Below are 18,860 nucleotides of genomic sequence, written 5' to 3'. Positions count from 1 at the left end.
GGCCGCACCGCGGCCAGCGAAAAAGGGGGACATCATGTTCAACATCAACAGCACGCTCAGCCGTAGGAACTTTCTCGCCGGCGCCGCGGCGCTCGGCAGCGCTGCCGCACTCGCTGGTTGCTCGTCGGGTGGCTCGGACGGCGGCTCCGCCGATGACGGTAAGACCTTCAAGATCGGTGTCATCGGCCCTCTGACCGGTGCCGCGGCAACCTATGGCGTTTCGGCCGAAAAAGGTGCCAAGCTCGCCGCCAGGGATTTCTCGACCAAGGATCTCAAACTCTCGCTTAAGTCCGAGGATGACGTCGCCGACGGCGAGAAGGCCATCAACGCCTTCAATACCTTGTGCGACTGGGGCATGCAGGCGCTCGTCGGCCCCGTCACGACTGGTGCCGCCGTCGCCGTCTCGGGCGAGATCGCCGACGATATGCTCATGGTCACGCCTTCGGCCTCGTCGCTCGACGTCACCAAGGATAAGACCACGGTCTTTCAGGTTTGCTTCACCGATCCCACCATGGGCGCCAGCGCCGCGAAGTTCCTGGCCGAGAAGTATGCAGACGCCAAGATCGCCCTGTTCTACAACTCCGGCGATACGTATAGCTCGGGCGTTGCCGACGCTTTTGCCGAGCAGGCCAAGGCGTCCAAGCTCGATATCGTCGATACCGAGACCTTTAAGGACGACTCTTCCACGAGCTTTACCAACCAGCTCACCAAGGCCAAGGAGGCCGGCGCCACGCTTATCTTTGCCCCGATCTATTACACGCCGGCGTCCGTCCTGCTCAAGAACGCCAAGGACATGGGCTACGAACTGACCCTCATGGGCACCGACGGCATGGACGGCCTGCTCTCCGTTGAGGGCTTCGACACCTCTCTTGCCGAGGGCGTGCTGCTCATGACCCCGTTCTCTGCCGACGATGAGAAGAACGCCGACTTCGTCAAGGCATATAAGGACGCCTACAACGAGACGCCCAACCAGTTTGCCGCCGATGCTTATGACTGCATCCACGCGATTGTCGAGGCAATCGATGAGGCGGACATCGACATTACGGTCGACGGCGCCGACATTGCCGGCGACCTTGCCAAGGCTATGCGCAAGATCAAGATTGAGGGCCTGACAGGCGAGCTCACGTGGAACGACGAGGGCCAAGTCGAGAAGCCCGCTACGGCCTATGTGATTCAGGACGGCAAGTACATCGCCGCCTAAGTGCATATAACGAGACCGGTGGGGCCATGTTATTCAGGGCAGGAAAGCTTGTAACAGAACGGAAACATTACTTTCACACAATAAAGTCGCTAAACTGTATAAACCGACAGAAATACGCATAATTATGGATAAATGGATAAGGCAAAAGAAAAGTTCAAAATAATCGCCACTTTTCTCAACTAAAGCGTCTACTATTTTGCGAACGCCGAAGACGGCGGAGGATGGCCTGTCGGGTAACCGAAACCCGACGAGATTTGAGAGGAGAGCCGCATGTCGAGCCTCACCGGTAAGTCATTGAACCCTGTTATGAATCGCAGGAGCGTTATCGCGAGCGCAGCAGGTCTGGGGGCGATGTCCATTCTAGCTGGCTGCTCCTCCAACGGCGGCGACAGCGGTTCCGCTTCGAGCGACGCTTCGTTTAAGATCGGCACCATTGGCCCGCTGACCGGTGCCGCCGCGTCTTACGGCAAGTCCGTTACCCAGGGCGTCGAGCTTGGCTGCAAGGACTTCTCCACCAAGGAGCTGCCGCTTGCCAGCAAGGCCGAGGACGACCAGGCCGACGGCGAGAAGGCCGTCAACGCCTTTAATAACCTGCTCGACTGGGGCATGCAGGCCCTCGTCGGCCCGACCACCACGGGTGCGTCGGTTGCCGTTGCCGCAGAGTGCAGTAACGACCCCAAGACATTCATGATCACCCCGTCCGCGTCCTCCGAGGACGTCACCGACGGAAAGGATTGCGTCTTCCAGGTTTGCTTTACCGACCCCAACCAGGGCGTCAACGCTGCCAAGTTCCTGGCAGAGAAGTATGCGGACGAGAAGTTCGTGCTGTTCTATAACTCCGGCGACGCTTATTCTTCGGGCATTGCAGATTCCTTTAAGGCCCAGGCCGCTGAGTCTAAGCTCGAGATTGTTGACGAGGAGACCTTTAAGGACGACTCCGCTACGAGCTTTACCAACCAGCTGACCAAGGCCAAGCAGGCCGGCGCCACCATGATCTTTGCGCCGATCTACTACACGCCGGCGTCCGTCCTGCTCAAGAACGCCAAGGACATGGGCTACGACGTCAAGATGATGGGATGCGACGGCATGGACGGCATCCTGGGCGTCGAGGGCTTCGACACCTCTCTTGCCGAGGGTCTGCTGCTCATGACCCCGTTCTCCGCCGACGACGAGAAGAACGCCGACTTCGTCAACGCTTACAAGGATAAGTACGGCGATACCCCCGACCAGTTTGCCGCCGATGCCTACGACGGCGTGCACGCGGTGGCCGAGGCCCTCAAGGAGGCCGGTCTTGGTGTCGACGCCGACCCGACCGAGGTCGCCGAGAAGCTGCCCAAGGCTATGCTCAAGATTACCGTTGACGGTCTGACCGGCAAGCTCTCCTGGAACGACAAGGGCCAGGTCCAGAAGGATCCTACGGCGTATGTCATCACCGACGGCAAGTACGTACTGGCCTAATAGGCCGCCTTACATAGAGCGGTTTTGATCCCAAGCAGGGGAGGTTTTCGCCTTCCCTGCTTGCTTGGTATCTGGGGACAACGTAACGTCCCTGTTTCATACATCAACTGGAAACCTATTCGAAAGGGGGATGTGGAACATGACGGTCTTTATCCAATACCTGGTCAACGGCCTGTCCATGGGCAGCGTCTACGCCATCATCGCGTTGGGCTACACCATGGTCTACGGTATCGCCAAGATGCTCAACTTCGCTCACGGCGATGTCATCATGGTCGGTGCCTATGTCTCGTTCTGCGCCACGTCGTATCTCGGCCTCCCGGGCTGGGCATCTGTAGTTCTCTCTTGTGTGGTCTGCACGGTTCTCGGTGTTCTCATTGAGGGTCTGGCCTATAGGCCGCTGCGCCAAGCAGGCCCGCTGGCCGTTCTGATCACGGCCATCGGTGTGTCCTACTTCCTGCAGAATGCCGCGCAGCTTCTGTGGGGCGCCACGCCCAAGAACTTCACTTCGCTCGTCACCTTCCCGGTGCCGGAGTTCTTGGCCAAGTTCAACGTAAGTGCCGTCTCGCTCGTCACCATCGTCGCCTGCCTGGTTATCATGGCCGGTCTGATGATCTTTACAGGTAAGACCAAGATGGGCAAGGCCATGCGCGCCGTGTCCGAGGACAAGGCCGCCGCTCAGCTCATGGGCATCAACGTCAACCGCACCATCTCGATGACGTTCGCCATCGGCTCCGCCCTTGCCGCCATCGCCGGTGTGCTCCTGTGCTCCTACTCGCCGGTTCTGCAGCCCACCACGGGCGCCATGCCTGGCATCAAGGCCTTCGACGCTGCCGTTTTCGGCGGCATCGGCTCCATCCCCGGTGCCTTTGTCGGCGGCATTCTCATCGGCATCATCGAGGCGATGGCGCAGGCTTACATTTCCACGAGCCTTGCCAACTCCATCGTCTTTGGCGTTTTGATCATCGTCCTGCTCGTCAAGCCTGCCGGCCTCTTGGGCAAGTACGTACCCGAGAAGGTGTAGGTGAGCGTTATGAAGTTTCTTACAGACAAGCAGACGCGTCACGACTTTGTCACGTACGCCATGTGCGTTGTGGCGTTCGCCATCGTGTTCTTTATGCAGTCTAACCACATGATTCCGCGCATGATTGTCGGTCAGCTGGTTCCCATCACGGCCTATATCGTCATGGCCATCTCGCTCAACCTCGTCGTCGGCATCGCGGGTGACTTGTCGCTGGGCCACGCGGGTTTTATGAGCGTCGGCGCCTATACGGGAATCGTCACCGCCGTCGCGCTGGAGAGCGCCGTTCCGTCTGACCCGGTGCGTCTGATCATCAGCATTGTGGTCGGCGCTATCGCCGCTGCCATTCTGGGCTTCCTGATCGGTATTCCGGTTCTTCGCCTGAGCGGTGACTACCTGGCCATCGTAACCTTGGCCTTTGGCGAGATTATCAAAGAGATTGTTACCTGCCTCATTGTGGGCGTCGATTCCCGCGGCCTGCACGTGATCTTTAACATCACGGGCAATTCCACGATCGACGACCTACACCTGCTCGAAGACGGCACCGCTATCATCAAGGGTGCCCAGGGCGCATCTGGTGTTTCGACCTACTCGACGTTCCTTGCTGGCGCCATCCTGGTTATGGTTGCGCTCGTGATTGTGCTCAACTTGGTCCGCAGCCGTACCGGTCGTGCCATCATGGCCGTGCGCGATAACAAGATCGCTGCCGAGTCCGTGGGTATCTCCGTCACCCAGTACCGCATGATCGCCTTCGTGGTCTCCGCCGCTCTCGCCGGTGCTGCCGGAGCCCTCTTCGGCGGTAACTTCTCGCAGCTCTCCGCCACCAAGTTCGACTTCAACACGTCGATTCTCATTCTGGTGTTCGTGGTCCTGGGCGGTCTGGGCAACATGCGCGGTTCCGTCATCGCGGCGGCGCTGCTCACGGTGCTCCCCGAGCTGCTCCGTCAGTTCTCGGACTACCGCATGCTCATCTACGCCATCGTGTTGATTCTGGTCATGGTCTTTACTAACAACCCGCAGCTCAAGGCGTTCTTCGCGCGCATTAAGGACCGCTTTGCTTCCAAGAAGGAGGTGGCAACCGATGCCCAGTAAGTTTGAGTTCAACAAGGGCAAGATGGTCCCGTATCCTTCTGGCGCCATCGTTCCCGACCGCGACCTGGGCGAGCGCCCGGCGCTCGAGTGCATCCACCTGGGCATTGAGTTCGGCGGCCTTAAGGCGGTCGACGACTTTAGCCTGACCATCGGTAAGACCGAGATCGCCGGTCTCATCGGCCCCAACGGCGCCGGCAAGACCACGGTCTTCAACCTGCTCACCAAGGTGTACCAGCCCACGCACGGCACCATCCTGCTCGACGGTGAGGACACCTCGGGCAAGTCCGTCTACCAGGTCAACCGCATGGGTATCGCTCGTACCTTCCAAAACATCCGCCTGTTCAACACCATGACGGTGGAGGACAACGTAAAGGTCGGCCTGCACAACCAGGAGCGCTACTCCGGCTTTGAGGGCGTGCTGCGCCTGCCGACGTATTGGAAGCACGAGAAGGCCGCCCATGAGCGCGCCATGGAGCTTCTGTCCATCTTTGATATGGAACATCTGGCAAACGAGCAGGCCGGCTCGCTGCCTTACGGCGCTCAGCGTCGTTTGGAGATCGTCCGCGCGCTTGCCACCAATCCCAAGCTACTACTGCTCGACGAGCCTGCCGCCGGCATGAACCCGTCCGAGACTGCGGAGCTCATGGCGAACATCGTCAAGATTCGCGACACCTTTGGCATTGCCATCATGCTCATCGAGCACGACATGTCGCTCGTCATGAATATTTGCGAGGGTATCTGCGTGCTTAACTTTGGCAAGGTCATCGCCAAGGGCACGGCCGAGGAAATCCAGAACAACGAAGCCGTTATTGAGGCTTATCTGGGCAAGCAGGATAAGGGGGAGAACTAAATGGCAGAGCCGATGCTTTCCGTCTACAACATCAACGTCTGGTACGGCGCCATCCACGCCATTAAGGACATCTCCTTTAACGTTAACGAGGGCGAGATCGTTGCCCTGATTGGCGCGAACGGCGCCGGCAAGTCCACGACGCTCAAGACTGTCTCGGGCCTGCTGCGCTCCAAGACCGGCTCCATCAAGTTTATGGGCGAGGACATTATCCATACGCCCGCCGACAAGCTGGTTGGCAAGGGCCTGTCTCAGGTACCCGAGGGGCGTCGTGCCTTTTTGCAGATGACGGTCGAGGAGAACCTGGAGATGGGTGCCTATACACAGCCCAAGTCCACGGTTGCCCCGGGCCTCGAACGTGTTTACGAGCAGTTCCCGCGCCTGAAGGAACGCCGTCGCCAGGTGGCCGGCACCCTTTCGGGCGGCGAGCAGCAGATGCTCGTTATGGGTCGTGCCCTTATGAGTAACCCCAAGCTGCTCATGCTCGACGAACCCTCCATGGGTCTGGCGCCGATCCTGATCGAGCAGATCTTCCAGATTGTCGAGGATTTGCACAAGGCCGGCACCACGGTGCTCCTGGTCGAGCAGAACGCGCAGATGGCGCTTTCCATCGCCACACGCGGCTACGTGCTCGAGACCGGCAAGATCACCATGACCGGCACCGGCCAAGAGCTGCTGCACGACGACAACGTCCGCAAAGCTTATCTTGGTGGTTAATCCATCCAGTAATAGGGGCGCTGACCAACTCGGTCAGCGCCCCTTTTGAAATGATCCGTTGGCTTGGTATTTAAAGTGCGACAATGCCGTGTGGAAATAGAAGTGTCATCTGGGGGGTCTATCTATGCTGTACGAGTTTTGTGCCGAGAACTTTGAGCGGGTGCCGGCGGCCATTGCGGCCGGTGCGGGACGCATTGAGCTGTGCGACAACCTTGCGGTTGGTGGCACCACGCCCTCGGCCGGCGTTATCAGCGCTACGACCAGCTATGCTCGCGAGCACGATGCACGGGTGATGTGCATGATCCGTCCGCGTGGCGGCGACTTTCACTACAACCAGGACGAGCTGCGCATGATGGAGATGGACTTGGGCCTTGCCGTAAGCGCCGGAGTCGATGGCTTGGTCTTTGGTTGCTGCAAGCCTTGTGCCGGCGGATGGGCGCTCGATGAACTTGCGTTGGGCGCCCTTGTGATGGCTGCGGGCTGCGCGACCGAGGAGTGCAAGCGCGAGCCCATCGACATCACCTTTCACATGGCGTTTGACCAGCTCTCGCCCGAGGCTCAGCTCGACGCGATTGACACGCTCGCCGACTGCGGCATAACGCGCATCCTGACGCATGGCGGTGCCGCCGGCACGCCGATTGAGGACAACCTGGAGCATCTGTCGCACCTTATCGACTACGCGGACGATCGCCTGACCATCCTTCCCGGCGGCGGCATTTCCGCGGCCAACCGCGATACCGTGGCTGCGGCACTGGGCGTCTCCGAGCTCCATGGCACCAAGATCGTGCCGCTGGAGGTATAACCCGTGCCCCTGGTATTTGACGTTCAGCAGGCGAGCGGGAAGCCCGACGACAACCGGCGCCCTGGCACCGCGTGCCCCTTTTGCGATACCGAGGAACTCGCCAATATCATCCGGCGCGACGGTGACTGTATCTGGCTCGAGAATAAGTTCAAGACCCTGCGCGCCACCCGTCAAACCGTGCTGATCGAGTCGGCCGACCACGACGCAGATCTGGTGACCTATGCGCCGGACGAGCTGCATCATGTGATGCGGTTTGCCCTGGGTTGCTGGCAGCAGATGATCGATTCACAGCAGTATCGAAGCGTGCTCATGTACAAGAACAAGGGTCCGCTCTCGGGCGGTAGTCTCGTTCATCCGCACATGCAGATTGTGGGTTTGGAGCAGGAAGACGGCTATGCTTCGCTGACTTCCGCCAATTTCGATGGCATCAATGTCTGGCAACAGGGGAGAATCGCGGTCAACATCTCAACCGAACCGATTATGGGGTTCTTTGAGGTCAACGTTTCAGCTCCGCGGGGAATCGACGCCAGCGATGACACGCGGGACCAAGCCGAGGCGGATCTCTTCGCCGATGCGATCCAGGTAGCTCTGCGTTATATCCTAAACGAGCACCACGGTGGCCGTGCAGAGTCGTACAACTTGTTCTTCTATCACCTGGGCGGTCGGACCATTGCCAAGGCGCTGCCGCGTTGGGTGGTTTCGCCCTACTTTGTCGGCTATCGTTTGGCCCAGGTCAATGCCGAGACGACGCTCGATATCGATGCTGAGCGCCTGCGCGCGCATCTGGAAACGCTCGTATAGCAAGACTAACGCCCGCGTAATGCGGACAGCCTAGCGTGCCATGGCGTTGCGGCCGGCCTCGACGCGCTTGCGCTGGGCAGCGCGCTCCTCGCCGGTTAGACGCTCAAAGAGATGCCCGATAAGCGAGGCAAGTACCTGCTGAAACAGCGTTCCGCACATGACGGGAAATACGACTTCGCCCGGAAAGTATTGCGTGGCGATGACGGCGCCCGAAGAGATGTTGCGCATGCCGCAGGTAAAGCACATGGTAGTCGTTTCGCTATACGGCAGATGCAGTGCGCGGGCGACCAGAATACCGACGACAAAGCCGCTGATGGCGAAGATCAAAATAAAGAGGGCGACTTCCAAGCGCACCGCGTTCATGTGCAGCACGTACTCGCTCATGGCGGTGGAGTTCGACGCGATAACACCCATCATCATGAACTTGCAGGCGGGCGAGAGCGCAGGGGAGAGCTTCTCGTGTCCCCATCCGCACGTGAGTTCGTTAATCACGATGCCGAGCAGGGCGGGGATAGCGATCATGAAGGCCATGTTCTGCATCATGCCCGGCACGTCGATCGAGACGGTGGCGCCCAGCAAGAGCTTAAGCGTGAACGGAATCGTAACGGGTGAGATAACCGAGGACGTCAGGATGATGGTGAGCGCGAGCGGGCCGTTGCCGCCGAACATGCTAATCCACATAAAGGCAGTGACAGCCACAGGTACGCTGTACTCGAGCACGATACCGCAGACTAGGTTGGGGTTGGAGCCAAAGAACAGCGACCCCATGGCATAGGCTGTTATGGGAATAAGCGCCGCCGAGACCAGCAGCGCCAAAATCAGGTGCAGCGGACGGCGGAATACTTCGGCTACCTGATGGAAGGTGTTGCTGAGGGCACCTTGGAACGTCATAAAGGCAAACAGGGTGGGGACGATGGGCTTGAGTACGCCGATCTGCTGGGGAAAGAGTACGCCGAGCGTCACGCAAATCGGAACGATGATCTGCATATGCTCCGCGAGGAACTTACCCAGTCCAACCCATTGCTTCATATGCGCTTGTGACTCCCTTTGCTCGTGAATCCGTTTTGAATGGATATGCTAGACGCTCGCATGCGTCCGTGTGGCTGAAACGCTCGATTATTTCGAGGCTATTACCGCCCTCGTTTATCGAAACCACGGCGTGCTGGACGTTGTGCGTCCGCGCCGCACGGTATAATAAATCCGTTCAACAGATCTGCCTGCCGAAGCGGGCATACACAGAGGACTCATCGCTATGAACCGTGAGAGGTATCGCGGCGACCTGCCCCTATCGGGGGTGGGCGCCTATGTCATCGCTTAAGACAACGCATCGCTGGGCGGTCGCTCAGCAAAACCCCGAGCTCGAAAAGGAGCTTTCGGCTGGCCTGGGCATACCCGGGCTGGTGGCGCGCATTATGGTTGCGCACGGCATTACATCCATCGAGGAAGGCCAGCTTTTTTTGACGCCTTCGCTCGATCGCGACTGGGCGGACCCGCTCGTTATTCCGGGTATGGCGGTCGTCGTCGACCGCGTTGAGCGTGCTATTCGCAGCCACGAGCGCATCGCCGTCTTTGGCGATTTTGACGTCGACGGCATTACGTCGACTTGTCTGTTGACCGAGGCGCTGCGTTCGTTTGGCGCCAACGTCACGCCGTTTATTCCGCATCGTTTTGACGAGGGCTACGGCCTGTCGCGTGCGGCGCTCGACCGCGTTAACGAGCTCGCTCGACCCCAGCTGATCGTGACCGTCGATAACGGCATTGCCGCCAAGGAAGAGGCCTCCTATCTGGAGAGCCTGGGGATCGATTTGGTGGTCACGGACCATCACGAGCCGTCCGACCAGGTGCCGCAGGGCGTGCCCCTGACCGACCCCAAGCTCGAGGACAAGGGTCCCTCGCGCGAGCTTGCCGGTGCCGGCGTGGCACTCAAGCTGGTGCAGGTCCTGGGCGAGCGTTTGGGCAAGCCGTCGTATTGGCGTTCGCTGATAGAGGTCGCGGCGCTGGGCACTGTGTCCGACATGATGCCGCTTACGCCCGAGAATCGCGCACTGGTCGCCGAGGGCATCCAGCAGATGCGCGTGACGGCCCGTCCCGGCTATATCGCGCTTGCCGCACTTGCCAAGGCCGACCTTTCTACCATTACGGCCGACGGCCTGTCGTTTTCGCTCATCCCTCGTCTGAATGCTGCCGGCCGCATGGCCGATCCCAAGCTGGCGCTCGACCTGCTGCTTGCCCGCGACCCCATCGAAGCGAGCGCGCTTGCCGCCGAGCTCGAGGAAATCAATCGCCAACGCCGCGAGATCGAGGCCGAGCTTACGCGCGATGCCATGGCGAAGGTCGAGGAGACTTATGACGGCGGGCGCGCAATCGTCGTGGGCGGCGAGGGCTGGCACGAGGGCGTCAAGGGCATCGTGGCGAGCCGCTTGACCAATCGCTATCACGTGCCGGCGCTGCTCTTCTCGATCGAGGACGGCGTTGCGCGCGGATCGGGCCGCTCGGTGGGCAAGATCAACCTGTTCGATGCCGTCGAGCGTTGCTCCGACCTGCTGATTCGTCGCGGCGGGCATGCCGGTGCGGTGGGTGTGACCATCGAGGCATCCAAGCTCGATGAGTTCCGCCGTCGCCTTTCGGCCGTGCTATCGGAGCTTCCCGCCGAGGACTTTGAGGACACTGACGAGGTTGCCGCCACCGTTGATCTCTCCGAGCTAAATATCGAGACCATCGAGCAAATTTCCCGTCTTGAGCCGTTTGGCCAGGGCAATAAGGTGCCGCTTCTGGCCGCCGAGGGCGTGACGATGTGCGATCGCGCCGTGGTGGGCAAAACCGGCGAGCACATGCGCTTTGTGGCGACCGATGGTGCCGCGAGTGTGCCGGCCATCATGTTCCGCGTGCCGCAGATCGATAGGCTCATCAATTGCGACAGCGCCGTCGACTTGGTGTTCGAGGCCGTGGCCGAGCATTGGCAGGGACGTGTGAAGCCCAAGCTCATGATCAAAGATGTCTTGGTGCGCGATACCGCGGCGCCCAATATCGACGATCCGGCATGTGAGCTTCGCCGCGGCGTGCAACCGGCGGATTCTGGTCTGCGCCTGGAGTCGCGTAAACGCGAGACGCTCGCCCAGCTTTCTTATACCGAGCTCACGCGCTCGCTTATCCATAGCTTTATCGGCTCGAACCAGCCGCATCGCGCGCAGGTCGAGGCACTCGACGCGCTTGCCGACCATCAGAGCGTTTTGGCCGTTATGGGGACGGGGCGTGGCAAGTCTCTGATTTTCCATGTGCATGCCGCGCGCGAGGCGGTTCTTCGCGGGCGTGCGAGCATTTTTGTCTATCCTCTGCGTTCGCTCGTTGCCGATCAGGCCTATCACCTTTCCTCGACGATGGCCGCGCTCGGCATTGGTGTCGGCGTGCTGACTGGCGAGACCGTGGAGGCCGTACGTGATGACGTATTCGCCGGCCTTGCTTCGGGTCGCACCGGTATCGTTCTCACGACGCCCGAGTTCTTGTCTATCCACCGCGATCGATTTGCGCGTTCTGGACGTATTGGCTTCGTTGTTATCGATGAGGCGCACCATGCCGGTCTTGCTAAGGGTGGTGACCGGAGTGCATACCTCGATATGCCCGATATTCTTAAAGCCCTGGGCGACCCCGTTGTCATGGCGGCAACGGCCACCGCGACGGCTCCAGTTGTGGCAGAGCTTGCTCGCGTACTGCCGATTACCAGCACGGTGGTCGACGAGACCGTTCGCGAGAATCTACAACTCGAGGACGATCGTGACCTTGCGAGCCGTGAAAATCGCCTGGTTTCGATCGTTGCGACGGGGGAGAAGACCGTCATCTACGTGAACTCGCGCGACCAGTCCGTGGCGCTTGCCAAGACGTTGCGCAAACGTGTGCCCGACTGCGCGACCCATATCGCGTTCTATAACGCCGGGCTTGCGCGTTCCGATCGCCGACGCGTCGAGGAGGCGTTTCGAGATGGCAGCCTGAGCTGCATCGTTTCAACCTCGGCCTTCGGTGAGGGCGTCAACCTGCCCGATATCCGCCATGTCGTGCTCTACCACATGCCGTTTGGCGCGATTGAGTTTAACCAGATGAGTGGCCGTGCCGGCCGCGATGGGCAGCCTGCCGTGATTCACCTGCTTTATTCGTCTCGTGACGCTCGTATTAATGAGCGCCTGCTCGATTGTTACGCGCCCGAGCGCGATGAGCTTGTCACGCTCTATCGGGCGCTGCAGACCATGTGGCGCTCCAATCGTGGCAAGACGGGGGACGATTCATTCTGCGCAAGCGATATCGACATTGCGCAGATGTGCCTTGCAATCGACGCGCGCACGCCGGTCGATGAGCGTTCGGTGGCAAGCGGCTTGGGAATCTTCGAAGAGCTCGGTTTCTGTCACGTTTCGGGGTTTGACGATACCCGTCGCATCGCGATGACCGAAAACCCCGGGCGCGTGCAGTTGAGCAGGTCGATCCGCTATTTGGAGGGCTTGCGCTCGCGCATGGAGTTCTCGGCTTTCCGGAGTTGGGCACTCGATTCGTGCGCTTCTGATATGCTTACCAAAATTAACCGCCCGATCGTACCGCGGGCCTAGGGAAGGGGACCTCGATGGATGCCGCAGCCCGTACCGCCCATGATTCCGCCCTCCAGCCCTTTTCGGAGATGGAGCACTATACGCATGCCGATGATCTGCCGCCCGAGATTATGGCGGACAGCTACGACAAGCTGGAGCGCCTGTGCCTTAAATATATGAGTGAGGATGACTTCTCCAAGGTGGAGCAGGCCTACTGCTTTGCTGCCGAGAAGCACTGCAACCAAAAGCGGCGCTCGGGTGAGATGTACATTAACCATCCCGTCGAGGTGGCTATCATTTTGGCCGACCTTAAGATGGACTGCGATGTGGTGTGCGCTGCATTGCTGCACGATACCGTCGAGGATACCGATACCTCGCTTGCCGATGTTTCGGGTCTGTTTGGCGAAACCGTGGCAGAGCTCGTCGACGGCGTGACCAAGCTCACCAACATCGAAGTCGACAACATGGACGAAAAGCAGGCGCTTACGCTGCGCAAGATGTTCCTCGCCATGTCCAAGGACATTCGCGTCATCATCGTCAAACTCGCCGACCGCCTGCATAATATGCGCACGCTTGCCGCCCTGCGCGAGGACCGCCGCCTGTTTAAGGCGCGCGAGACCATGGATGTGTATGCGCCCCTGGCCGACCGCCTGGGCATGAGCTCTATCAAGTGGGAACTCGAGGATCTGTCCTTCTTCTACCTTGAACCCGACGCTTACCAGCGCATCGCCCGCATGGTGGCAGAGTCACGCGAGGTTCGCGAACGCTTTCTGGCCGAGACTATCAAGACGCTTACCGATGAGCTCGACCGCATTGGCCTTGAGGGTTTTCAGATCAACGGTCGTTCCAAGCACTATTGGTCCATCTATCAAAAGATGAAGCGCAAGGGCAAGGAGTTCTCCGAGATTTATGATCTGGTGGCGCTGCGCGTCATCACCCATTCGGTGCGCGATTGCTATTCCACGCTTGGTGCCGTGCATACTTTGTGGCATCCCATGCCCGGTCGTTTTAAAGACTATATCGCTATGCCCAAGGTCAATAACTACCAATCGCTCCATACGACGGTTATCGGCCCCACGGCCCGTCCGCTCGAGATTCAGATTCGAACCTACGAGATGCACGAGCAGGCCGAGTACGGCATCGCCGCCCACTGGCTATATAAGAAATCGGGCGGATCGTCTGCCTCCAAGACCAACGACGCACAGCGTCTGGACGATCAGATTAACTGGCTCAAGCACTCGCTCGATTGGGCAGCCTCTGACGAGATCACCGATGCCAAAGAATATCTGCACTCACTGAAGGTCGACCTGTTTGACCAGGAGATTTTTGTCTTTACGCCCAAGGGTGAGGTCATGGCGCTTCGTGCGGGCTCTACACCGCTCGACTTTGCCTACGCTGTTCATACCGAGGTCGGCAACCACTGCGTCGGCGCCAAAATCAACGGTGCGGTGGCTCCGCTCACGCACGAAATCAAGACGGGTGACCGTGTCGAGATCCTGACTAACAAGAGCTCCAAGCCGTCGCGCGATTGGCTCAAGATCGTCAAGACGCCTTCGGCCAAGTCAAAGATTCGCCGTTACTTCGCCGCTGCGACCAAAGACGATGACGCTGCTGCCGGTCGCGATATGCTGGCCAAGGACCTGCGCAAGCGCGGGTACGGCATCTCTACGCCGCGATCCACGCGTGCACTCAATGCCGTGGCGGAGCAGTTTAACTTCAAGCAACTCGAGGACCTGTTCGCAGCCGTTGGCGCGGGCAAGGTCGCCCCGCGTGCTGTGGGCAATAAGGTCGAGCAAATCTTGGATCCCAAGCCCGAGGAGCAGCTTACCAAGGCCGAAGCCATCGCTGAGGTCGTCAAGCAGCCTGCCCGCGGTTCCAACCGCAAACCGCAAAAGCGTGGCAAGAGTGCAAGTAACGGCATTATCGTCAAGGGCGAGAGCAACAGCGGCCTGCTGGTTCGTCTGGCGCATTGCTGCAATCCGGTGACGGGCGACGACATCGTGGGCTTTATCACGCGCGGTCGAGGCGTCTCGGTGCATCGTGCCAACTGCCCCAACGTCAAGGGTCTCATGGAACACCCCGAGCGCATGATTGACGTGGAGTGGGATGGTGCTGCCGATACGCTTTTCCAGGTCGAGATCGTGGTCGAGTGCTTGGATCGTATGGGCTTGCTCAAGGATGTCACCATCGCCATTGGCGATGCAGGCGGAAATATCCTTTCCGCCGCTACCTCGACCAACCGCGAGGGCATTGCGACCCTGCGCTTTATGGTCGAGATTTCGGACGCGAGCGGTCTGGATCCGCTGCTGGCATCCATCAGCAGTGTCGACTCGGTCTATGACGCACGCCGTCTGATGCCTGGCGAGGGTGGGGCTCAGCTTAAGCGTCGCGTATAGGCGTGACGAACGCACAACGGTAATGATATTGGCTACGTTCGAGGCATCGTTTGATGCCTCGACGCTTGTAGAAGGAGGACGTGCTCATGGTCACTGCAGCTTTGGACTTAACCCCTCGGGGTACGGCTTCGATTGAGGCGCTTGTAAACGGCCCCATTCAGACCAACAGTTACGCCGTAATCTCGAGCGGCGAATGCCTGATTATCGATCCGGCCTGGGAAGGTGAGCGTCTTGTGGAACATATCTATGCCAAGCATCCTGACGCGCACGTGCTAGGCGCTGTCTGCACCCATGGCCATGCCGATCACGTAGGTGGCGTTGCCGGAGCGCGAGCCGCCGTCGGTAAGGGTTTCCTATATGAGTTAGGTGCGAAGGACGTGTTGGTATCTCGTGAGAATATCGAGGAGCAGCGAGCGATGTGGGGCATCGATACGCCCGATCCGGGCGAGCCGACGCGATTGCTTGCTGAGGGCGATACGATTGAATTGGGTGATATCTGCCTGCAGGTGATCGAGACGCCCGGTCACACACCGGGTGGCATTGTCTTGTTCGCCGCCACCGAGCAGGGAAGCATCGCCTTTGTTGGCGACACCCTGTTCCCGGGCAGCCACGGCCGCACCGATCTCGCCGGTGGAGACGAGGCGGCGATTCTGCGCTCGCTCTCCAAGCTCGCCCAGCTGCTTCCAGCCGATACCGTTTGTTTAACGGGGCATGGTGATTCGACCACTATGGCGCGCGAGCTCATGCAGAACCCTTTCATGCAGATGTAGCTTTGTAGTCAGCTGCTTAAGCACGAGAAGTGTCCAAACGTCAAGATATTTTCCCCAACGGGCCGATTCCGTAGGGCAAACGGTCAAAAAAAGTCTGTTTGGACGATATTCGTGAACAAACGAACGTTTACGCTCGGGTACGCCGTGGTAAAATCTCATGCGTTATCGGAGCAACCTTACAGGAGGTTTCTTTTATGCTCGTCAACGCAGCAGACATGCTCAAGAAGGCCGAGGCCGGCAAGTATGCTCTCGGTGCCTTCAACACCAACAACCTCGAGTGGACTCTGGCTATTCTCCAGGCCGCCGAGGAGGCCAAGTCTCCGCTGATCCTTCAGTGCACCGCTGGTGCCGCTAAGTGGATGGGCGGTTTCAAGGTCTGCGCCGACATGGTCAAGGCTGCCGTCGAGGCCACGGGTGTTACCGTTCCCGTCGCCCTTCACCTCGATCACGGTTCTTACGAGGACTGCTTCAAGTGCATCGAGGCCGGCTTCACGTCCATCATGTATGACGGCTCTCACGAGGAAACCTTCCAGCTTAACCTCGATCGCACCAAGGAGCTCGTTGAGCTTGCCCATTCCAAGGGCATGTCCATCGAGGCCGAGGTCGGCGGCATCGGCGGCACCGAGGACGGCGTGACTTCCAACGGTGAGCTCGCTGACCCCGCTGAGTGCAAGCAGATTGCTGACCTGGGCGTCGACTTCCTCGCCTGCGGCATCGGCAACATCCACGGCGTGTATCCCGCCGACTGGGCCGGTCTTTCCTTCGAGCGTCTGAGCGAGATCAAGGCTCAGACCGGCGACCTGCCCCTCGTTCTGCACGGTGGTACCGGCATCCCCGAGGATCAGATCAAGAAGGCCATCTCCCTGGGCATCTCCAAGATCAACGTCAACACCGACCTGCAGCTTGTCTTCGCTGCCGCCACGCGTGAGTACGTTGAGGCTGGCAAGGATCAGCAGGGCAAGGGCTATGACCCCCGCAAGCTCCTGAAGCCCGGTCGCGAGGCCATCGTTGCCCGCACCAAGGAGCTCATGGAGGAGTTTGGCTCCGTCAACAAGGCGTAAGCGTCGCTAAACTACCCGCCGGAAGCCCCGTCCCCCTACACTGTTTCCTTTGCGCTCACCTGGCTTCGCCAGAAGTCGCGCCAAGGAAACAGTTCCGGGGGACGGGGCTTCCTTTGTTTAACGCCGCAGGGTTACTGGGCTGAATTATTTATTTGACTACCGTTCGGCGGTGTTGATGGCTCCTTTGTTGGGGCTTTCTTTTTATCTCGGTACAATGGGCTTCAAGGGTTCTAGTGACTTGGAGTTTTGGTATGGCTGTAATTAACGTGTCGCCTGCTGATGGGAAGGTTATTGCCGAGGGGCCGGTTGGGTGCTTGGTTGATGTTTGCTGTGATGACTTTCGCCATCTCGATATTGGACTGCCGCCCGAGATCCTGCGTTTAAAGGATGCAGGGTATCTTTCGCAGGCTATTGAGGCTTGCGATCGCCTGCTTGCCCAAGATCTTGATTCCTCGCTTGCTGCCTGCGTTCGTGCCGAGCGGTATCGCATGATCGAGACGTCGTTTCATTTTTCGGTGTCGCGCGATCAGGCTATTGCGATGATCCGCGAGGAGTGGCCGGAGTTTACCGAGGATCAGTTTGACGACCTGATCGATCGCAAGCGCATCGACTGGCGCTTTATCGATGGTGAACTGTTCGTTCTCGACAACTTCCTTGATTCTTTGCGTGTGTATCCCAAGGAGGTTCCGGGCCTGCGTCCCGATTCTACGGATGGAACTGCGCTGCGCAACCAGATGCTTAAGAAGATGGAATCACAGGGCGGGCTGTCTCGTGCCATTACGCTTAAAGCGTCCGTGTCTGTTCCCGGTGCTCTGGAGGGGGAGGCCGTTCGCGCGTGGCTTCCCGTTGCCGCAGCCTGCCGCCAGCAGTCTCATATCGAGATTCTCGATATGACGCCGGAGGGGGTCCTTGCTCCCGCGAACGCTTTGGCGCGTACCGCCTCGTGGGTTTCCTCGGCTGATCGATCGTTCTCAGTGACCTATCGTTATCTGATTGATGCTGCTTATTGCGATATCTACGGGGGAGCGCTTCCGGCGCATCCGTGTATGGACGCGCCGCTGCCCAAGGATATTTCCGAGGACCGACCGCATATTGCATTCACGCCGTATCTGCAGCAGCTGACCGAACATGTTATCGATGGTCTCGAGGATCAGCTCGACCGCGCTCGGGCTATCTATGATTATTTGACGCATCATATCGACTATCGATACCAGCCACCGTATCTGCTTCTGGGCTCTATCGCCGATGACTGCGCGCATTCGCTTCGCGGTGACTGCGGTGTTATGGCACTCACGTTTATCACCATGTGCCGCATCGCCGGCGTGCCCGCACGTTGGCAGAGCGGCCTGTACGTTGCGCCCGACTCGGTAGGCTCGCATGACTGGGCGGAGTTCTATACACCGCAGACGGGTTGGCTTAACGCCGATGTCTCGTTTGGATCCTCGGCACGCAGGATGGGGGAGGAATGGCGCCGCCGCCACTACTTTGGCAACCTCGATCCATGGCGCATGGTGGCAAACTGTCGGTTCCAGGCAGAGTTTGAACCCGTCTTTGACGGTATGCGTGAGGACCCCTACGATAACCAGATGGGCGAGGCCTCGGTCGACGGTCGCGGATGCCGCCAGCGCGAGATGCTCCGCACGGTCGAACTCATCGAAATGCTCGAAGTTCCATTTTCGGACTAATCTACGGAAAGCTGTGATAAACTAACTCACGCAATACGTGCCCGAGTGGCGGAATTGGCAGACGCAGTGGACTCAAAATCCACCGTTGGCAACAACGTGCGAGTTCGAGTCTCGCCTCGGGCACCATACATGCAAAAGAGCGTTCAAGGGGGTTAAGGCCCCCTTTTTCGTGCCGAACTCGCGTGAGCGCGCGGAGCGTTAAGCAAACAGGCCTGTGGCCTGTTTGTAGCGGAGCGTGGCGAGGGCGCCATGCGCCCGAAGCCCGGGGCTTCGCGAAGCGAAGGCCCTTCGAGTCTCGCCTCGGGCTCCATACATGCAAAAGAGCGTTCGAGGGGGTTAAGGCCCCCTTTTTCGTGCCGAACTCGCGTGAGCGCGCGGAGCGTTAAGCAAACAGGCCTGTGGCCTGTTTGTAGCGGAGCGTGGCGAGGGCGCCATGCGCCC

The 18,860-nt window shown here is 59.4% G+C and carries 14 protein-coding genes and 1 tRNA gene; 14 read left to right on the top strand and 1 reads right to left on the bottom strand.

The features are described from left to right. Positions 1-34: 34 nt before the first annotated feature. From ACTNA2_RS02160 to ACTNA2_RS02125, 8 genes are all read left to right on the top strand, one after another. Entirely contained in the window at positions 35-1,201 is a 1,167-nt protein-coding gene (locus tag ACTNA2_RS02160) for an ABC transporter substrate-binding protein (protein WP_441048473.1), read from the top strand. Positions 1,202-1,471: 270 nt separating this feature from the next. Further along, on the top strand, positions 1,472-2,659 hold the full coding sequence (locus ACTNA2_RS02155; protein WP_427719715.1) for an ABC transporter substrate-binding protein: 1,188 nt from the start codon (positions 1,472-1,474) through the stop codon (positions 2,657-2,659). Positions 2,660-2,798: 139 nt separating this feature from the next. Further along, positions 2,799-3,680 (top strand): branched-chain amino acid ABC transporter permease, encoded by an 882-nt coding sequence (locus ACTNA2_RS02150; RefSeq protein WP_154517188.1) that lies wholly within the window; start codon positions 2,799-2,801, stop codon positions 3,678-3,680. Between the two features lie 9 nt (positions 3,681-3,689). Continuing rightward, positions 3,690-4,769, top strand: coding sequence for a branched-chain amino acid ABC transporter permease (locus ACTNA2_RS02145; protein WP_427719716.1), 1,080 nt, complete (start codon positions 3,690-3,692; stop codon positions 4,767-4,769). Then, the gene (locus ACTNA2_RS02140; protein WP_427719717.1) at positions 4,759-5,619 is read left to right on the top strand and encodes an ABC transporter ATP-binding protein; all 861 of its coding nucleotides are present in this window, start codon (positions 4,759-4,761) and stop codon (positions 5,617-5,619) included. Before ACTNA2_RS02145 ends, ACTNA2_RS02140 begins: the two co-directional genes overlap by 11 nt. Then, positions 5,620-6,333 carry an ABC transporter ATP-binding protein gene (locus tag ACTNA2_RS02135; protein ID WP_229770701.1) on the top strand — a complete coding sequence of 238 codons (714 nt, stop codon included), beginning with the start codon at positions 5,620-5,622 and terminating at the stop codon, positions 6,331-6,333. 124 nt (positions 6,334-6,457) lie between these two features. Beyond that, positions 6,458-7,135, top strand: coding sequence for a copper homeostasis protein CutC (locus tag ACTNA2_RS02130; RefSeq protein ID WP_427719718.1), 678 nt, complete (start codon positions 6,458-6,460; stop codon positions 7,133-7,135). A 3-nt stretch (positions 7,136-7,138) separates the two neighbouring features. After that, on the top strand, positions 7,139-7,936 hold the full coding sequence (locus ACTNA2_RS02125) for a DUF4931 domain-containing protein (RefSeq protein WP_441048472.1): 798 nt from the start codon (positions 7,139-7,141) through the stop codon (positions 7,934-7,936). Positions 7,937-7,966: 30 nt separating this feature from the next. On the opposite strand, the gene ACTNA2_RS02120 is transcribed toward ACTNA2_RS02125, so the two are convergent. Next, positions 7,967-8,965 (bottom strand): bile acid:sodium symporter family protein, encoded by a 999-nt coding sequence (locus ACTNA2_RS02120; RefSeq protein WP_441048471.1) that lies wholly within the window; start codon positions 8,963-8,965, stop codon positions 7,967-7,969. A gap of 275 nt (positions 8,966-9,240) precedes the next feature. On the opposite strand from ACTNA2_RS02120, the gene recJ reads away from it, so the two are divergent. The 6 genes from recJ (at position 9,241) to ACTNA2_RS02090 (ending at position 18,545) form a co-directional block, all read left to right on the top strand. After that, positions 9,241-12,528, top strand: coding sequence for a single-stranded-DNA-specific exonuclease RecJ (recJ, locus tag ACTNA2_RS02115; RefSeq protein WP_427796207.1), 3,288 nt, complete (start codon positions 9,241-9,243; stop codon positions 12,526-12,528). Between the two features lie 14 nt (positions 12,529-12,542). Then, complete coding sequence (locus ACTNA2_RS02110) at positions 12,543-14,903, top strand: RelA/SpoT family protein (RefSeq protein ID WP_154517206.1); 2,361 nt, start codon at positions 12,543-12,545, stop codon at positions 14,901-14,903. Positions 14,904-14,989: 86 nt separating this feature from the next. Beyond that, positions 14,990-15,673 (top strand): MBL fold metallo-hydrolase, encoded by a 684-nt coding sequence (locus tag ACTNA2_RS02105; RefSeq protein ID WP_441017253.1) that lies wholly within the window; start codon positions 14,990-14,992, stop codon positions 15,671-15,673. Positions 15,674-15,867: 194 nt separating this feature from the next. Continuing rightward, complete coding sequence (fba, locus tag ACTNA2_RS02100; RefSeq protein WP_154517212.1) at positions 15,868-16,734, top strand: class II fructose-1,6-bisphosphate aldolase; 867 nt, start codon at positions 15,868-15,870, stop codon at positions 16,732-16,734. A 251-nt stretch (positions 16,735-16,985) separates the two neighbouring features. Continuing rightward, positions 16,986-18,419, top strand: a complete 1,434-nt coding sequence (locus ACTNA2_RS02095; RefSeq protein ID WP_441048470.1) for a transglutaminase-like domain-containing protein — start codon at positions 16,986-16,988, stop codon at positions 18,417-18,419. A gap of 39 nt (positions 18,420-18,458) precedes the next feature. Then, positions 18,459-18,545, top strand: a tRNA-Leu gene (locus tag ACTNA2_RS02090). Positions 18,546-18,860: the final 315 nt, after the last annotated feature.

This window comes from Collinsella sp. HCP28S3_E9, from assembly GCF_052065455.1.
In the GTDB taxonomy this organism is placed as follows: domain Bacteria; phylum Actinomycetota; class Coriobacteriia; order Coriobacteriales; family Coriobacteriaceae; genus Collinsella.
The sequence above is the reverse complement of the archived record's forward strand: the minus strand, read 5'-3'. Positions and strand labels throughout refer to the sequence as shown.

What these genes read in the sequence shown, in the direction of transcription:
- ACTNA2_RS02160 (WP_441048473.1), top strand. Translation starts at nt 35, where the DNA reads ATGTTCAACATCAACAGCACGCTCAGCCGTAGGAACTTTCTCGCCGGC.
- ACTNA2_RS02155 (WP_427719715.1), top strand. Translation starts at nt 1,472, where the DNA reads ATGTCGAGCCTCACCGGTAAGTCATTGAACCCTGTTATGAATCGCAGG.
- ACTNA2_RS02150 (WP_154517188.1), top strand. Translation starts at nt 2,799, where the DNA reads ATGACGGTCTTTATCCAATACCTGGTCAACGGCCTGTCCATGGGCAGC.
- ACTNA2_RS02145 (WP_427719716.1), top strand. Translation starts at nt 3,690, where the DNA reads ATGAAGTTTCTTACAGACAAGCAGACGCGTCACGACTTTGTCACGTAC.
- ACTNA2_RS02140 (WP_427719717.1), top strand. Translation starts at nt 4,759, where the DNA reads ATGCCCAGTAAGTTTGAGTTCAACAAGGGCAAGATGGTCCCGTATCCT.
- ACTNA2_RS02135 (WP_229770701.1), top strand. Translation starts at nt 5,620, where the DNA reads ATGGCAGAGCCGATGCTTTCCGTCTACAACATCAACGTCTGGTACGGC.
- ACTNA2_RS02130 (WP_427719718.1), top strand. Translation starts at nt 6,458, where the DNA reads ATGCTGTACGAGTTTTGTGCCGAGAACTTTGAGCGGGTGCCGGCGGCC.
- ACTNA2_RS02120 (WP_441048471.1), bottom strand. Translation starts at nt 8,965, where the DNA reads ATGAAGCAATGGGTTGGACTGGGTAAGTTCCTCGCGGAGCATATGCAG.
- recJ (WP_427796207.1), top strand. Translation starts at nt 9,241, where the DNA reads ATGTCATCGCTTAAGACAACGCATCGCTGGGCGGTCGCTCAGCAAAAC.
- ACTNA2_RS02110 (WP_154517206.1), top strand. Translation starts at nt 12,543, where the DNA reads ATGGATGCCGCAGCCCGTACCGCCCATGATTCCGCCCTCCAGCCCTTT.
- ACTNA2_RS02105 (WP_441017253.1), top strand. Translation starts at nt 14,990, where the DNA reads ATGGTCACTGCAGCTTTGGACTTAACCCCTCGGGGTACGGCTTCGATT.
- fba (WP_154517212.1), top strand. Translation starts at nt 15,868, where the DNA reads ATGCTCGTCAACGCAGCAGACATGCTCAAGAAGGCCGAGGCCGGCAAG.
- ACTNA2_RS02095 (WP_441048470.1), top strand. Translation starts at nt 16,986, where the DNA reads ATGGCTGTAATTAACGTGTCGCCTGCTGATGGGAAGGTTATTGCCGAG.